The sequence below is a fragment of the Streptomyces hesseae genome, assembly GCF_031845785.1.
Taxonomy (GTDB): Bacteria; Actinomycetota; Actinomycetes; order Streptomycetales; family Streptomycetaceae; genus Streptomyces; species Streptomyces hesseae.
Genome location: NZ_JAVRFI010000036.1, coordinates 47,278 through 62,672, shown reverse-complemented (window position 1 = coordinate 62,672; position 15,395 = coordinate 47,278). Strand labels below are relative to the sequence as shown.

General features: G+C 67.5%; 10 protein-coding genes and 3 pseudogenes. 4 read left to right on the top strand and 9 right to left on the bottom strand.

Features of this window, described 5'->3' with window-relative positions; translation table 11 throughout:
* The first annotated feature begins 1,567 nt into the window (after window positions 1-1,567).
* The 3 genes and pseudogenes from RM609_RS32635 to RM609_RS32625 form a co-directional block, all read left to right on the top strand.
* Complete coding sequence (locus RM609_RS32635; RefSeq protein WP_311615984.1) at window positions 1,568-2,548, top strand: hypothetical protein; 981 nt, start codon at window positions 1,568-1,570, stop codon at window positions 2,546-2,548.
* Window positions 2,545-2,697 carry a hypothetical protein gene (locus RM609_RS32630; RefSeq protein ID WP_311615982.1) on the top strand — a complete coding sequence of 51 codons (153 nt, stop codon included), beginning with the start codon at window positions 2,545-2,547 and terminating at the stop codon, window positions 2,695-2,697. Before RM609_RS32635 ends, RM609_RS32630 begins: the two co-directional genes overlap by 4 nt.
* Window positions 2,698-3,696: 999 nt before the next feature.
* Window positions 3,697-4,929: pseudogene (locus tag RM609_RS32625) on the top strand (ISAzo13 family transposase); the annotation flags it as partial.
* Window positions 4,930-5,231: 302 nt separating this feature from the next.
* On the opposite strand, the gene RM609_RS32620 reads toward RM609_RS32625, so the two are convergent.
* The gene (locus RM609_RS32620) at window positions 5,232-6,353 is read right to left on the bottom strand and encodes a phosphotransferase enzyme family protein (protein WP_311615979.1); all 1,122 of its coding nucleotides are present in this window, start codon (window positions 6,351-6,353) and stop codon (window positions 5,232-5,234) included.
* An 11-nt stretch (window positions 6,354-6,364) separates the two neighbouring features.
* Window positions 6,365-6,514, bottom strand: a complete 150-nt coding sequence (locus tag RM609_RS32615) for a hypothetical protein (protein WP_311615977.1) — start codon at window positions 6,512-6,514, stop codon at window positions 6,365-6,367.
* 361 nt (window positions 6,515-6,875) lie between these two features.
* Between RM609_RS32615 and RM609_RS32610 the strand changes: the two genes are divergently transcribed.
* Window positions 6,876-7,265, top strand: a complete 390-nt coding sequence (locus tag RM609_RS32610; RefSeq protein ID WP_311615975.1) for a hypothetical protein — start codon at window positions 6,876-6,878, stop codon at window positions 7,263-7,265.
* Between the two features lie 77 nt (window positions 7,266-7,342).
* Here RM609_RS32610 and RM609_RS32605 read toward each other — a convergent pair whose 3' ends face one another.
* From RM609_RS32605 to RM609_RS32575, 7 genes and pseudogenes are all read right to left on the bottom strand, one after another.
* Entirely contained in the window at window positions 7,343-8,329 is a 987-nt protein-coding gene (locus tag RM609_RS32605) for a thioesterase domain-containing protein (RefSeq protein WP_311615973.1), read from the bottom strand.
* Window positions 8,330-8,369: 40 nt separating this feature from the next.
* Window positions 8,370-9,179, bottom strand: a pseudogene (locus tag RM609_RS32600) (beta-ketoacyl synthase N-terminal-like domain-containing protein); the annotation flags it as partial.
* Window positions 9,180-9,344: 165 nt separating this feature from the next.
* Window positions 9,345-10,475, bottom strand: a pseudogene (locus tag RM609_RS32595) (beta-ketoacyl synthase N-terminal-like domain-containing protein); the annotation flags it as partial.
* Entirely contained in the window at window positions 10,472-12,250 is a 1,779-nt protein-coding gene (locus RM609_RS32590) for an AMP-binding protein (protein WP_311615971.1), read from the bottom strand. The gene RM609_RS32590 and the pseudogene RM609_RS32595, both read right to left, overlap by 4 nt.
* 163 nt (window positions 12,251-12,413) lie before the next feature.
* Window positions 12,414-13,190, bottom strand: a complete 777-nt coding sequence (locus RM609_RS32585; protein ID WP_311615970.1) for a hypothetical protein — start codon at window positions 13,188-13,190, stop codon at window positions 12,414-12,416.
* 94 nt (window positions 13,191-13,284) lie between these two features.
* A complete protein-coding gene (locus RM609_RS32580; protein ID WP_311615968.1) occupies window positions 13,285-14,001 on the bottom strand; it encodes a uracil-DNA glycosylase family protein in 717 nt (238 codons plus the stop codon).
* A 119-nt stretch (window positions 14,002-14,120) separates the two neighbouring features.
* On the bottom strand, window positions 14,121-15,368 hold the full coding sequence (locus RM609_RS32575) for a class I SAM-dependent methyltransferase (protein WP_311615966.1): 1,248 nt from the start codon (window positions 15,366-15,368) through the stop codon (window positions 14,121-14,123).
* Window positions 15,369-15,395: the final 27 nt, after the last annotated feature.

Genomic DNA, 15,395 nt, shown 5'->3' with positions numbered 1-15,395 from the left:
CCACCCACTCGGCATCGGACAAGTCTGTCGGATACACAGCACGGCGGTCGGCCATACCCGACCTCCCACCCCAGTAGGGACCGCCAAGTCACCTACCCTGAAAGGGACTTCTCAGACACCCTCTAGCCCGCCGCGGGAGAGAGCTGGCCTTCACTGGTGGTACCGGACGCGTCAGGCGTCGAGGCTCCCGTTCTAGTCGGCGTCCTTGAAAGCTTCGGAGTCGGCGGACTCCTCCTTCGACATCAGGGCTCTTCAGAGCCGGCGCACGCCCTCCTCGCTGCCGACGAACCCATCCTCGCGGAAGGAGGCGACGGCCTGGCCGGTAAGACGGTCAGCCGGTCGCCGGTCACCGGGGTAAGCAGGCCCGCTACGGCCGGCGACGGCCTGGCCGGTAAGACGGTCAGCCGGTCGCCGGTCACCGGGGTAAGCAGGCCCGCTACGGCCGCGATCTCCGCAAGCGTGACGACGTGTCACCTGTGGCAGTGGCGGTGCGGTTTCCCGTGACGTTTCCGTCGCGCTCTCTGTGCATGAGCCCGCCACGGTGTCTGCGGACACTGACCCTGCATCGGCGCTGACCTGCGTGTAGCGTCTCAACGATCGTGCCGTCATCATGTTGGTCAGGCCGTCCGTGACGGCCTGCCGGAACCGTCACGCGCCGGTGAGGGCAGGCGTGACGGATGTGTGAGCGCTGGTGCGGCAGTCGGGTGAACATGACTGCCCCGGGGCGGCGTTGGAGCCGTGGGTCATCCTTTCGTTGGATCGTCACCAGGTCTGTCTCGAGCGTCATGTCGCCCGTGCCGATCTTCTTGGCCAGCTTTCATAACTGGATTTCGGGCTCTTTCGGGCGCCTTCGTTGGGGGGATGGCTGAACGTGCCCAGGCGTACGCGAGCTTCTGCATCGTGCACGCGTTGCGGTGCTGCACCCCATGTCGACGCCCGCGCGGTGGACCACGATCGGCTGGGGGAGTACGCCCACGCCAGCTGGAGGCTGAGCGCGATCTCGGCTCCGGGCTGGATGGCGACCAGCGTCGACATAGTCTCGCAGTACCGGTGTGGTGCGACCTTGGCTGCCGGGGTCTCTGGCAGCCCGGTGTGCTCGCGATGCTCGTCGACGTGCTCGACGAGCCGCTTGCTCTGCTGAGGGGCGGACCGGTGTCGGGAGTCGTGGCCATGCTGAAGTGCTGGGTCTGCCTCCTAAAGGGCACTGACCTGCGCAAATACCTCGAAGAAGCCGTTGAGCTGGGCCTATCCTGTTTCGGGGCATCTCACGGCGTCTCGTGTTCTGCTGGCTCCCGCTCACTGGATTCTCCGCAGGAGCTCCCCAGCGACCGGGGCCCACACCGCCCCCGTCGGTACCGTCAGCCGGGGGCAGTTCGGTGCTCTGGGAAGCCCTCCGCGACAGACGATCTCGGTGGTACGGTGCCAGGTATCAGGTTGCTTCGTACCGGAAACGAAGCGACCCCCGGAAGGTGCTGGTAACACCGACCAGGGGTCTTCACCACGAGGAGATTAGAGGCTCCCCGGGATGCTTAGGCATGCTATCGCGCCTGCGCGGTTCTTTTCGCAGGTGCCCAACGAGATCATCCGTCACCCCCGCCTGTCGTCGGACGCTGTCCGGCTGCTGACCTGGGCGCTTTCCCTGCCCGACGAGGGACTGGAACCGCTGTCGAAGACGGCAAAGCGGGCCGGGATCGGGAAGTCGGCGTTCACCCGGGCCAAGCGTGAGCTGGTGGCCGAGGGGTTCGTTCACGAGTGGCGGCGGCAGGGCGACGGGGGTCGCTGGGTCACGGAGCAGATGATCAGTAATGTGCCGCTGACGGCTGTCGAGGCCGCAGCGGCCCGGGACGGGCGGCCGAGTGTCCCGTCTCCGGCCGCCGGTGAGCCGAACCGCCCGGCCGTCGGCCGCTCCCCTAAGAAGACCGAGAAGAAGAACTACAACCCTCCCACCCCTGGCCCCGCCCCTGTCGTCGAGCCGGAGCCCGTGGCCGACGAGGTGCCTGTGGCCGCAGAGCGGGAGGGGGAAGACCTTTCCACCAGTATGCAGAGCTCGGTGTGCACGGTGCCGCCGCCGCTGGTGGAGCGTGGCGGGCTCGCCCTCGCCGCCATCGCTCACGTAGAGCCGCGTCTTCGGCTCTCCGGCCGGGACGTTGCGAAGCTGGCGGTCCTGGCTGGTGAGTGGTTCCAGCGGGGCGGCGGCATGTCGGACCTGCGGGAGGCACTGGTCTCGGGCCTGCCTGAGGTCGTGCACAGCCCGGGTGCTCTGGTGTGTAACCGGTTGACGCGGAAGATGCCGACCGCGCCGACGTTCGCCGAGCTGCGCGAGGCCGACCGCCGCGCGACTGCGGAGCCGCGCGTGGGCGGGATGCGGGAATGCGCTGGGGAGCACACCCAGCCCCGGCTGTTCCGGCCCGTGGACGCCGAGACGCTGTGCCCGACATGCCACTCCGACGCCGAAGCCGGTGTTGCCGCCGCTATCAATGCCGCTGTGCGCGGTGGCGCGGCCGTCCGTGAACTGCTGCATGCCCGCCGGGCAGGGGTGGCCGCGTGAGCCCCTACGGCCCTTGGGCGTGCTGGGACTGCGGCGGCATCGCCGACCCCGTCGTCCGCCTTCGTGGACAGCTCATGCGTGAGACGTGCGACGACGAGGGAAACGCGATCCTCGCGAAGCTGCGGACGCGGGCGACGGAGGCGGGGTAGTGACCGAAGACAGGATGCCCTGGTACGTGTGGCTCGTCCTGGCCGGCGCCCTCGCTATGTCCGCACCAGGCGAATACGACCTTGCCGTTGTCGCGGGATGGGCTCCGACTGTGGCCTGGGGCATGCCCGTAGTCGTGTCGGTCTACGGGGCCGTGGTGGCCTACACCGCCCGGAAGGTGCCGAAGCGAACGCCGGAGCATCGGTAGGCGGTGACCGGCGCGCTCGCGGCCCTCGTGCTGGCACCTCGTCTTCCAGGTGACCGCGCACCTCATGGCCGCCGGGTATGTACACGAGTCGCCCTGGCTGGTGGCTGCAGTGTCAGCGACACCACCGGTCGTCGTCGCGCACCTGATGCACATGCCGCGAGCGGCGGCCAAGGCCGCTCGCCGGTCGGCCGCTGTAGCCGGGACGGAACCCGTGACTCTGACCGCCACTTTGGCCAGTGACTGCCCGGCTGAAGTGACCTCTCGGCCGGAAGACATGGTCGAGGAGTCCGCTCCTGCGGCGGACGTAGCGGTCATGGCCGCTGCGCCGGTCGTGGCCACGGTGCCCACGGGTGAGCCTGCTGTGGCTATGGCGGCGGTTGATGGCCGTCAGGCCGGAGCGACCGGCCACCCCGTGACAGCGGCCAGTGCGCCATCAGAGCGATCGTCCAGCGAGGCCGCCGGAACGGCCACGGCGGACGAGAGCGAGCTGGACACGCTTCCGGGCCTTGCCCTCGTGACGGCCGGCGGTCAAACGGCTGACCGTGGCCCTCGCCGCCCACTTGGCCGTGGCCGCACGGTGCCGGACGCGGCCACCATCCGCGCGGCCAAGACCACCCTGGAAGGCCGGGGACTCCCCGTCACTGGCAAAACGGTGGGTATGCACTTCGGCGTGGCAGAGCGGACCGGGCGCCGGTACCCGGAAATGACCGCCTGACCACACGGTTTCGGGCCCGGCCAAGGGCTTGCAGATCATCAACGTGTTGCTTCCCGGTCCGGGGATCGTTGGTGTGGTGTGCGTATCCCGGACGAGGCTCGTGCCCGACTTGCGATGAAGTTTGTGGTGTTGTTCCCGCATCTGGACGAGCGGCAGCGACGCTTGCTGATGGGTGCGGAGGCCCGACTGCTGGGGCATGGCGGTGTCCGGGCCGTCGCGCGGGCGGCCGGGGTGAGCGAGACGACGGTCCGCAAGGGTGTGTCCGAGCTGGAGACCGGCGAGGCCCCGTTGGGGCGGGTGCGGCGGCCGGGCGGAGGGCGTAAACGGGTCGTGGACCTCGACCCCGGGTTACGGCCAGCGTTGCTGGCACTGGTCGAACCGGATGAGCGGGGTGACCCGATGTCGCCGCTGCGGTGGACGGTGAAGTCGACCCGCGTCCTCGCTCGGGAACTGACCCGGGCCGGGCACAAGGTCGGCGCCGACACTGTCGCCGACCTGCTGCGGGAGGAAGGTTTCAGCCTGCAGGCCAACGCCAAGACTCTGGAGGGCAGCCAGCACGCGGACCGCGATGCCCAGTTTCGCTATTTCAACGAGCAGGCGCGCGAGCACCGGGACGCCGGCCAGCCGGTGATCAGCGTGGACACCAAGAAGAAGGAACTCGTCGGGGAATTCAAGAACAACGGTCGCTCGTGGCGGCCCGCCGGCGACCCGGTGCCGGTGCACATCCACGACTTCGCCGATCCGCAACTGGGCAAGGCCATACCCTACGGTGTCTACGACCTGGCGGCGAATACCGGCTGGGTCAACGTCGGCACCGACCACGACACCGCGGCATTCGCGGTGGAATCGATCCGCCGCTGGTGGCACGGTCAGGGCCGGACCGCCTACCCACAGGCGACACGGCTGCTGATCACCGTGGACGCGGGCGGCTCCAACGGATACCGCACCCGGGCCTGGAAGCTCGAACTCGCCCGGCTCGCCGCCGAAACCGGGCTGACCATCACCGTCTGCCATCTGCCGCCCGGCACATCGAAATGGAACAAGATCGAGCACCGGCTCTTCTCACACATCACCATGAACTGGCGCGGGCGGCCGCTGACCAGCCATGAAGTCATCCTCGAGTCCATCGCCGCGACCACCACCCGCACAGGACTGCGCGTCACGGCCCAACTGGACACCAACACCTACCCGACAGGAGTCGCCATCGACAACGCGGACATGGCATCCCTGCCCCTGACCCGCCATACCTTCCACGGCGACTGGAACTATGTCCTTCATCCCCGGCCGGCCCTGCCCATCCCGGCAGCCCGAGCCCACTGCCCTCGAAACCCTCCAAGCCCGAGTCATCGTTCTAAGCAACGACCCCGACACCAAGATCAAGACGACACGTTGATGATCTGCAAGCCCTTACGGGTAGTTCGTTAAACCCGGCGGTAGAGATCAAGAGGTCTGCCGGTGGTGACCACGTCGAGCAGGGTCTGGAGCTCGGCGCGCCGACCTCCGCGCCCTCGACCGGCCCTGACTGCCCTGCTGCTACAGCAGGCCTGGACAGTCGAGTTCGCTGTCCGGGCCTGCGGCTTGCGTGAGTTACGCCGGCCATGAGGGTCATGCGCTCAGCGAACAGCTTTCCGCAGGGCCGCCTCCATGACAGGTAGCCGGTCCAGCAGCTTCAGAGCTGCCTCGTGCCGCACCCGCCCGTACCCCTCAAGTGCGGCGTCGACGATGTGCGGACGTTCCACTGGCACCGACAGCGGAAAGGCCGAGCAGAGCATGGCTGCACAGCCGACACGAAGCGAGGACACGAGGTCGTCTGCGGACGCCTTCGGGTTGGCGTCCCGGTAGGCCAGGGTGAAATCGGTGTATCCGGTGAGCCAGCTATCCGCACTGTTGTCCAGCACGCTCTCGGGGTCGCAGCCAAGACGCGCGATCTCCCAGGCGAGGTACCCGGGTGTGGGCGGTCGAAAGTCCACGATCGCGGCCACCTCATTGCCCTTGAACAGAACATTGGGGCCGGCCATGTCGCCGTGCAGGACCTGGACGGTCAGCTGGGGAAGCGAAGCGAGGGTGCGCTCGACGTCCCCCAGGATGGCTTGTCGCTCACGCGCCGCCTGCAGCGCCCACGTCTCGAATTCCCCGAGCCTGGGCATGTGCTGGTACGCATGGATCAGGCGCTCGAAGCGGTCCCGTGAGGCGGCCACGTCGCACACCGCGGCACCAGGGTCCAGGGTGGGTGCGGTGGCGGGGTGAGCGGCGAGCCGACTGTGGAGGCGGCCCATCGCTGTGCCGACGGCTGCCCACCGTGCACCCATCAGGCTGCCTTCGGCGGTCGCGGTGTGCGGCACGTACGACCACAGGGACATTGGCAGGCGGCCGTGGGTCTCGATGAGTTCGTGCTCGCGTGTGCGGGTTGCCCGCGCGGTCGAGACACCTCCGTCGGCGGCGTATTCGGACAGTTCGACCGACGCCCGCTCCAGATCCAGGCGATCTCGAATGCGGTAGACCTTGGCGAAGTGCCGCTGGCCCGTTTGATCCACGATGGCGTAGTTGTCCGTCGCGGTGCCCTCCGGGATTCGCGATATTTCTGCCGGCTGCAGCCCGTACGCGAGCACCAGCGTGTCGGCGATCGCCTCGATCTGCTCCGCCTCCGCGGTGCGGCCGGGTGTGGAAGGCGCGGCGACAGGCTTGGGGGCGGGCTGGTGAGATGCGGTGGACATGGTCTCCTCGTCGAAGCGCACAGCGATAGTGGTCAGATGATGAGCGGGCGCCAGGTGGTCGGGTCGATCAGGACGCGGGCACGGACCGTGGCCGCCAGGTGCTCAGCGAGCCGCGGCGGGCCGTACCGGGTGCAGCGTGGCCGCAAGATCGCCGACAGGCAACGCTCTGTCAATGCGGTCATCTGATTGCGCCTCCCTCGTTCGGGTTGTCGCAGTACCCGAGCCCGACCCGGCATCGCCACCAGCTGCCAGCAGGGGGCCGACCGGCCAAGCCGACACCGCGGCCCCCCTGCCGCGTGAGTCGGTTGATCGAGGCGATGAACGCGGTAACCGACGCAGGCTCTTCGGGGCGGGGGTGACCAGTTTGGCATCGCACAGGCGGGGCGTAGGGCCGGTCGGCGGGCGCCGCGGCGCCAGGTAGGGATGCTCGTCGCATAGAGTGCGGGCGCGAGGGCGTCTCCGTCGTTCACCAAAAGATGGTCTTGAACGTCTTCGTTTTCGTCTCCGCGGGCACCCCTCGGGCCGCACCACCAGGAGGAACCAGTGTCGTCGTCGCAAGTGATCACCCCCGTGGAGAAGCTCGCCGAGGCGAAGAAGCAGCTGGGTCTCCCGCGAATTGTTACGATCTGCGGCTCCACTCGCTTCATGGCCGAGATGGCCGAGGCCGATCTGCGGGAGACCAAGGCTGGGAGGATTGTCGTCAAGCCGGGTTGCGATCTGAAGTCGCCGCACGAGCTGTGGTCCGATCCTGTCGAGGCTGAGGCGCTGAAGGTTCGACTCGACGAGCTGCACCGGTCGAAGATCTTGCTCGCTGATGAGGTGCTCGTGGTCGGCGACTACATCGGAGACAGCACCAAGGCCGAGATCGCCTACGCTCGGTCGCTGGGCAGGCCCGTGCGGTTCACGCACCCCGAAGTCGATCCCGACGCTTGAGGGCCCACCGCTGTGCCCGCCGTGGGCACCCCGTTGGGATTGATCACCCAGCGGGTGGCGGGGTGGTGGAAGCGAGCTCATACAGCGGCGGAACGCATGGCGGCTGTGATGGCGTCAGCGAGAGGCTGCTGGTGGTTCATCAAGTAGAAGTGGTCGCCTTCGTACATCTCGAGTCCGCGGAAGTGCGTGGTGAACGATCGCCAGGAGAGCAGGCGGTCCTCGCCGATCAGCCTGTCGCGGTGGCCCCCGAATACCGAGAGCGGAATGGGCAGCGGCTCGGGATCGCGGGGGGAGGCCCAGGTGTTCACGAGTTTGAAGTCGCTGCGGAATACCGGGGCGAACTTGCGCCAGACGTCGTCGTTGTCGAGGAGCTGCGGTGGGCTGCCGCCGACGCTCCGCAGCCAGCCGCGCAGTTCGTCGTCGGACATCAGGTGAGGGCGGCCGTCGGCGCTGGCCTCACCTCGCGGGGCGCCGTAGGCGGACACACCCAGCCAGGTGGGGAGCGGGTCCCCCTCGTGGTGAAGTCGGCGGGTGAGCTGGTAGGCGATGAGTGCGCCCATGCTGTGGCCGAAGAACCCGGAGGGCCGGTCGAGCAGTGGAGCGACAGCGGTGTGGAAGTAGTCGACTAGCCGGTCGCAGTCGTCGATCAGCGGCAGCGCCTGCAGGTGGCCGCGGCCGGGGGCCTCCAGGAGGCAGAGTTCCCAGCTCTGGGGGAAGTGCTGCGCCCAGCCCCGGTAGAGCAGGTGTGAGCCGCCGGCGTGGTGCAACAGGAACAGGCGTACAGCTGGGTCGCTCAGCGGCCTCGGGCGGATGACCGGCCGGGCCGGCATCTCGCCGACGAGCTTCGAGACGACGAAGGCGTGCAGCTCGGCGAGGGTGCTGGCACCGCTGATGACCACGGTGTTCTCCGGGACACCGAACGCGGTCTCCACGCGGGTTGAGATCTCGAGCATCAGCAGCGAGTCGATGTCGAGCTCGTCCGTGAAGTGCGCCTCGTCGGTGACCTCCTCGGGTTCGATCTCCAGTACGTCGGCTATCAGCAGGCGGAGCTCCTCGATGTTCACGGACGTCCTCTGGCTCCTACGTGGATGGACGAATGGTCGGTCAAGGGGTCAGCAGCAGAGCGGCTGCCGCGTCGTGGCGAGGGCCTCCAGCCGTGGCGAGCACGTTCCCGGTGGCGTCTCTCTCCAGATGGGCAGCCGCGGCGGCGCACTGCAGGATGCCCAGTGCCCCGGACAGCGGGCCCAGCTGGGATTCCAGGTCGATCCGGCGAGTGGCTGCGAGCAGCTGGCCCGCCCCGGCACCCGCCTCGTCCACGAGCCACAGTCCGACGGATCTCTTCTCTGTCACACCGGCGGAAGTCAGCGCCGCGGCGAGGTCCCGGGTCCGTGCGTACCCGCCGATCGTGGCGCGCGGCCGCGCGCCGCGGGAAGCGGCTTCGTCCGCTGATTCGAGGACGATCGCGACCGCCGCGTCGGTGGACTGCTCGCCGAGCAGCCTCGTCGCCACCTCGTTGGCCGGTTCGACGCCGACGACGACGGCTGCTTCGGCGCGCCCGGCCACGATGAGGTTCCGGGCCCAGGCCAGGGCATCCAGACCGCTCGTGGTGCCGTTGCAGACGGTGAGGTTGGGGCCGCGCAGCCCGTAGCGGATGGCCACCCAGCCGGCGATGACGTTGCTTGATGTCTGTGGCAGGCCCAACGGGCTGAGGCCCCTGACGCCTGTCCTGGCGATGGTGTCGGTGGCTTCGCAGACGCTGTCCACGTTGCCCAGGTTGGTGCTGACCACGACGGTGGTCGCATCGGCCACGCCCGTGAACGTCGCCTTGTCGTCGGTCAGGCCCGCATGGTGGAGGGCCGACTCGGCGGCCCGCAGGGCGAGCCGGGACGCGCGGTCTTTGTGGCGCATCTCGCGTCCGCGGAGGCCGGTGGCCGGGTCGAGGCCGCCCTCGACGGGCAGCGGTCCGAGGAGGTCGCCGTACTTCGCGACACCGGGGAGCGCCAGTCCGATGCCCGTGACGACGACCTTCCGGGCGCTCGGGGTGCTCATCCGTGCGGTACTCGTCCCGCTCATCGGGCTGGCTGCCTCCACGATCGCGACGGCGTTGATCCCTCCGAAGCCGAACGCGTCGATCTGAGCGATGGTCAGGTCGCCGGCTGCGGGGGTGCCCTGCACCAGGCCGAGTCCCGTGACCTCGGGGATCGGGTCGGTGAGTCCCAGGACCGGGGGTATCTTCCCTTCCTTCATGGCGAGCACCGCCACCAGGAGGCTGAGGAGTCCCGAGCCGCCTAGGGTGTGGCCGGTCATCGATTTGATCGCGGTCATCCGCGGCCCGGGTCCGGCGTCGTGGAAGATGCGTCTCAGGACGCTCGACTCCGTTGCGTCGTTGCGGGGGGTTCCGCTGCCGTGCAGCATCACCAGGTCGATGTCCTCCGCCCGTACTCCGGCCCTGCGGTAGGCGTCCTGGACCGCGTGGGTGATGCCGTCGGGGTCGGGCGCGGTGGCGTGGTGGGCGTCGCAGGTCATGCCCACACCGCGCACTCGGGCGTGAACGGGCCCTCTTCCGGTGCCGGTGCGCTGGACGACGACGGCTGCCGCGCCCTCGCCCATCAGCATGCCCTTGTGCGTGGAGTCGAAGGGGCGGAGCGCGTCGGGGATGTCGTTCTGCACCCGGTCGAGCGTGCCGAAGCCGCTCTCGGTTGCGGCGTCGGTGCCGGCGACGACGACCGTGTCGGCCATGCCGAGGTCGATCATGTCGGTAGCCATGCCGAGCGCGTACAGCGTGGCGGAGCAGGCGTTGGCGAAGGTGTACGTGGTGGACGCGCCGAAGGTCTCCTTCAGGGCGGTGCCGAAGTGGAGGTCCTCGAGGGCGACGTCGGCGTGGTCGCGCCACCACAGCTCGAGGCTGCGCTGCTCGCGCATGGTGGTCCCGACCAGCACGGGTACCTGTGACAGGTCCTCGTCCAGGCCCGCGTCAGCGACTGCCTGACGGACCACGGTGGTGAGCCAGCGGGTGGCGCGCCGCGGAATGTCGCCACCGCCCTTGGGCCGGTCGTCGATCTCGTAGGCGTATGCCGCCCTGTACTTAGCAGGGTCGAACGCTCGCAGAGGCTTACGGCTCTCCTGGCCCGCACACAGCGCGGCGAATATCTCCCGGGGGCTGGCACCGATGTTGGCGACGGCGGCCATGCCCGTGATGTCCCAGGTCACGGTTGTGCCGCCGCCTTCCTCAGCTCGAAGGCGGCCAGCTTGCCGGTCGACGTGGTCGGCAGCTCGTTGAGGAGCTCCAGACGGGCGGGCCGCTTGTAGGCGGCGAGACCGCCACGGATCGCGGCGATTACCGCGCGCCGCACCATGGCCTCGTCAGATCCCGGCCGGGCCACCAGATACGCCACGGCCTGCTCCAGGCCGTCAGCGTCGCGGCCGCCGACCACCACGCAGTCCTGGACGCCGTCAGCGCCGCGGATGACGCTCTCGATCTCACGCGGATAGACCTTGTAGCCACCCAGGTTGAGCAGGTCATCGGCGCGGCAGAGATGGGTGAACGTGCCGTCCGGCGCACGGCGCACCAAGTCGCCGGTGTAGGCACCGCCCTCGGCGAAGGTGACTGCTGCGGCGTCCGGGCGGCCGATGTAGCCGAGGGCAACGGTCGGGCCGGCGATGTGGAGCCGCCCCTCCTCCCCGTCGGGGACGGGCGTGCCGTCCGCAGCGCGGACGGTCGCGGTGATCCCGGGCACCGGGACCCCGAAGGTGCCCGGGTGGTCCTCCCCTGGCGGGGTGCCGACGACGATGTGGAGCACCTCGGTGGCGCCGAGGCCGTTGAGCAGCTCGGCCTGGAAGGCGGTGCGGATCCGCTCGCTGAGCGGACCCGGCAGATTCTCGCCCGCCGTCACGCACAGCCGCACGGAGTCGGAGGCGATCGTGGTCGTCTCGGAGGCGTTCAGCAGCGCGGCGTACAGCCGTGGGACGGAGAACAGCACGGTGGGCCGGTGGCGCTGCAGCGAGGTGGCGAGGGAGTGGACGTCGACGGTGCCGCTGATGAGCGCGACGCGGGCGCCGGCTGCCAGGGGGCACAGGACGGAGCTGCCGAAGCCGTAGCCGAAGGACATCCGGGCGGTGGACAGCACGGTGTCCTCGGGCGTCAGTGCCAGGACCGTGCCGATTCCGTCGGCCATGGCCGTGATCGCGCCCGCCGAGTGCCGCACCCCCTTGGGCATGCCGGTACTTCCGGAGGTGTACTGCACGAGCGCCTCACCGCCCGCGCTCCACGCGACCGGGGGGCTGGCTTCCTGCGGGCGGTGCGCGGGGCCGGTCGCGGCCGTTGCCAGAGCAGCGCGGACGTCAGCGCCGGCGAACCGGGTGGTCGTCTCGAACAGCTCCTCCAGGGCGCGTTGCCGCTGGGGGGCTGCGTCGAGGTGCACCATCGCGGCGGCGCAGTCTTCGGAGATGTAGCGGACTTCGTCGTCCGTGAGCATCGGGCTGATCACCACGGGGACACAGCCATACCACCACAGGCCGAGGACGGCGACGACGGTCGCCACGGAGTCGTCGGCGACCAGGAGGCCGCGGGCGCCCTTCGGCACGCCTGCTGCCTTGAGGGCACCCGCGTACCCACGTGCTGCCTCCAGGAGGGCGGCGTAGGCGATCTCCCCCGCCTGGGGGTCGAGGTAGCTGGTGCTCTCACCCCGGCCGGCGGAGACATGACCTGCCACCAGGCGGTCGATCAGGTTGACCCCGTGGAGACTTGCCGCCTGCTCGCTGAGCACGGACACTGCGGCGTCCAGGCTGGTGAGGGCTGCCGCTTCCTCAGCGGACAGGGCTCCGAACTCGCGCTCGATCGCGGCCACGACCGCGGCCTTCTCCAAGGAGCTCATGCCGAGTTCCTCATAGAACTGGGCACCAGGCTCGATGGCTTCCTTTTCTACCTCAAGGACAGACGCCACGATCTCTCGCAGCCTGTCGCGCGTTATGTCGATGAGTTCCACCGGCGGGAGTCCCTTCCATATCTTCGTAGCCGAGAAGCAGGATCGGGTGGATAGAGAGGACGAGCAGGCGACCTGCTTACGGGGACTGCGCCGTTCACCGAGACGCGTTCCAGGCGAAGATGCGGGAACCGGGTAGGGTGCGGCAGTCCTCAGCGGGTTGGGCTCAGGCACCCAGGCCCACCTCGCAGGGGAAGGAGACAGACACGCCCAGGGGCTTCTCCGTGAAGATGACCCTCTTGGACAGCGCGGACATGAAGCCGAGCTCGAAGACCGTGCCGCTTCCGACGCGACCGCCCGGGTTGCACACGACGACAGCGTCGGCTTGTCGGAACGCGTCCATGTGCACGTACTTGTGCCGCCACGTGTCGCGTTCGTTCTTCAGTAAGTCCTGGTAGTCGAAGAGGATGAAGTCGGTGCCCTCGGTTTCCGGCTTGATCCTGGTGCTGCGGGGGCTGAGAACCTCGGTGCCGGTTTCGCACAGCTGGGCGATGGTGCCCTCGATGTCCCCCAGGGACTGCTGGAAGCTGCCGCAGACGACTGCCGTCCGGAACTCCCGCCGGACCAGGCCTTCCAGCATGTCGTTCGAACCGCATGCGGACATGCCCGTGTCCAGGTAGAACCGCTCCAGCTCGGGCCCCACAATGTTGAAGTACAGGCCCGTGTCGACGTAGACGCTGTTGACCAGCGCGTTCGCTTCCGGCTGTGGGAGCTGCTGGAAGACCCCGGTGGCGTGCACTCGCGTGCTCTTGTTGTCGACGACCTCGGTGAACTCCTTGAGCCCGGCGCAGAACTCGCTGACGCTGTCCGCCAGCGCCTCGCCGGCGAGGCCGGCTCCGAACGGAAGCCGCTCCCTCGTGAGCAGGCTCAGCTCGCCGCTCTGGAGGCGGTAGACGCTGACGCGTTCCGAGCCGAAGTGGACCAGGACCCTGCCCTCCGTCACCACTGTGGTGTTCTCCTTCTTCTCGATCCGTCGCGTTGGGAGCCCTCAACCTGCGGGGAGTCAGCCGAGGGAGGCGCAGCGGAGGGCGGCACAGCTAGTCGCCTTCTCCGCGCAGAGCACTGAGGTACTTCTCGGCGAATTCCTCTTTTCTCGCCCCGTTGTATTGCGTGATGAAGCGCGGGTGCTCCAAGGGCACGATCTTTTTGAAGAAGCGCTGGCCCTCGTTCGCCTTCGAGAGGAACGAGAAGTTCTCCCCGCTGCCGATGCAGTAGCACACCGAGGCGTCGATTCCGAATGCCAGCTGGCGCTCCAGGGCTTTCACGAGGAAAGAGTTCAGGAGTTCCAGCAGCTTCTTGTTCTCGTAGTAGTTGCAGTTGACCTCTCTTTCCTGGGGGCTCGTTCTCACCAGGCCAAGGGGACACACAAAACTCATGACGAAATCGGCATAGAACTTGTCGCGGCCCCCGTAGCGCCTGATGACATCGTGCAGGAATCCGGCGGAGGGCCGGCTCACCGCATAGCCGTCGACATCAACTCCCGTTTCGCTTTCGAGGAGTTTGGCGTCTTCGAACGGGACCCCGGTCACGGCTGTGCCGCGGCGGGCGGGCGAGCTCCCCAGTACCAGACGGCGCGGCTTATCGTCGTCGTAGTACTTGTGGTAGAACGCCGTCGTGACCTCGCGGACACGCTCCTTCTGGGGGCCGCTGAACGGGTTGATGACCGCGAATCCGGGAGGAAGTTCAAGTGTCGTTTCCGCAAGTTCCTCGTTGAACTGCAGGATCCGACCGGCAACAGTCGTTCGCCCGTTCATTGCAGAAGTCCTTCCTTCACGCTGGTCACTCCGGTCGCGCCCGGCCGTCTGCGATTCATCCCTCCCACAGAACTGATGGGACGTCGTGAACGTGGCCGGCCGGAGAGGCGGTGGAAACGCTAGGCGGTGACAGCCGACAGGTAAATCTCGGTGCTTGTTGGGAACATTCGGATGTCTTTGAATCCGATACGATCAAGCTCCGCGCCAATCAGATTGGATGTGTCCATCCCGCGATAGATGTCGACGAAGTCAGTGCCGGGGACGATCAGTCCCGGGACAACGCAGCTCCGCTGAGTATACAGAAATCCGTTGGCTACGGAGACGATAATCACCGCGCCGGGCTTCAGCACTCTGTGCGCCTCTGAGGCCGCTGCGGACGTGTCGAAGAACGACGAGTTGTACGTTCTCAAGGAGACATACAGATCGAAATTGTTCTCCGGTAGGACAGACAGGTCTTCGGCGCTGGAGACGACCGTTCTCGAGGATGGAATGCGTGCGCCTATATTCGCAAGACCACGTTCCGCGATGTCGACAAAGGTGATCTGCGGGCAACCTGAAAACAAAGCTGCTGCCTCGTAGCCGCCTCCGACACCGACGTTGAGGATGTTGACGGTAGACAGAGACCTGGCGGACGACCTCCCGTAGACCGACTTGAAGTCGTCGGTCCACCTCGCGTTGGCGGCGCGAGCGTCGTACGCGTAGTCATAAGTGCCGTACTTCGCGTCAAACGCTTCGGACAGGGCGTCGTTTACGGCGCGATCAGCCTCTTCGTACTCGATCCCATACCTCTGGCAGATCAGAGAAGCGAGCGCGACCCTCCCCCTGTTCGCATTGACATCACTCCTGGAAAGCACGAACCCGCTCGACTGCAGCCGGGTGGAGACGGCTTCACTAATGCGATGTGTGGAGTAGTGGGGGTTGCACTCGATATTTTGTGCGCTCGCTGCGTAGAAGTCTCGGTTCTGCTCAAGGATCTCGCGCTGCAGCTCGTCGGGGAAGCGGTGTACGTGACCTCGTGCAGTGACGGGATCGTCATCGAGGTAACTTGTCAGCGCGGGGTCTGGCAGACCGATATAGACCCTGTCGATGCGCACTTCCTTCAGGAGCTCGGCGAGCTCAAACGACCGGTCCGCTGACAGGGTGTTGATCGTTAGGTATGCGCTGTATGCGCTGGATGCGCCGAGTTCTTGTACCCTGCGTCGCAGAATGCGATACCAGGATGCGCCGCGTACTTCCCCCTCGAAGGCGGAGCAGATCAACTCGTCGTTTTCGGATACAAGCGCAACGCCGACCCGCAGACTCGATTGCGGCGCCCTTTGCGCGATGCCAATGGCGTAGTTCATCCAATAGGTACTGTTCGGGCTCATCCGGGCCTCCATTTCTCACAGGCACGC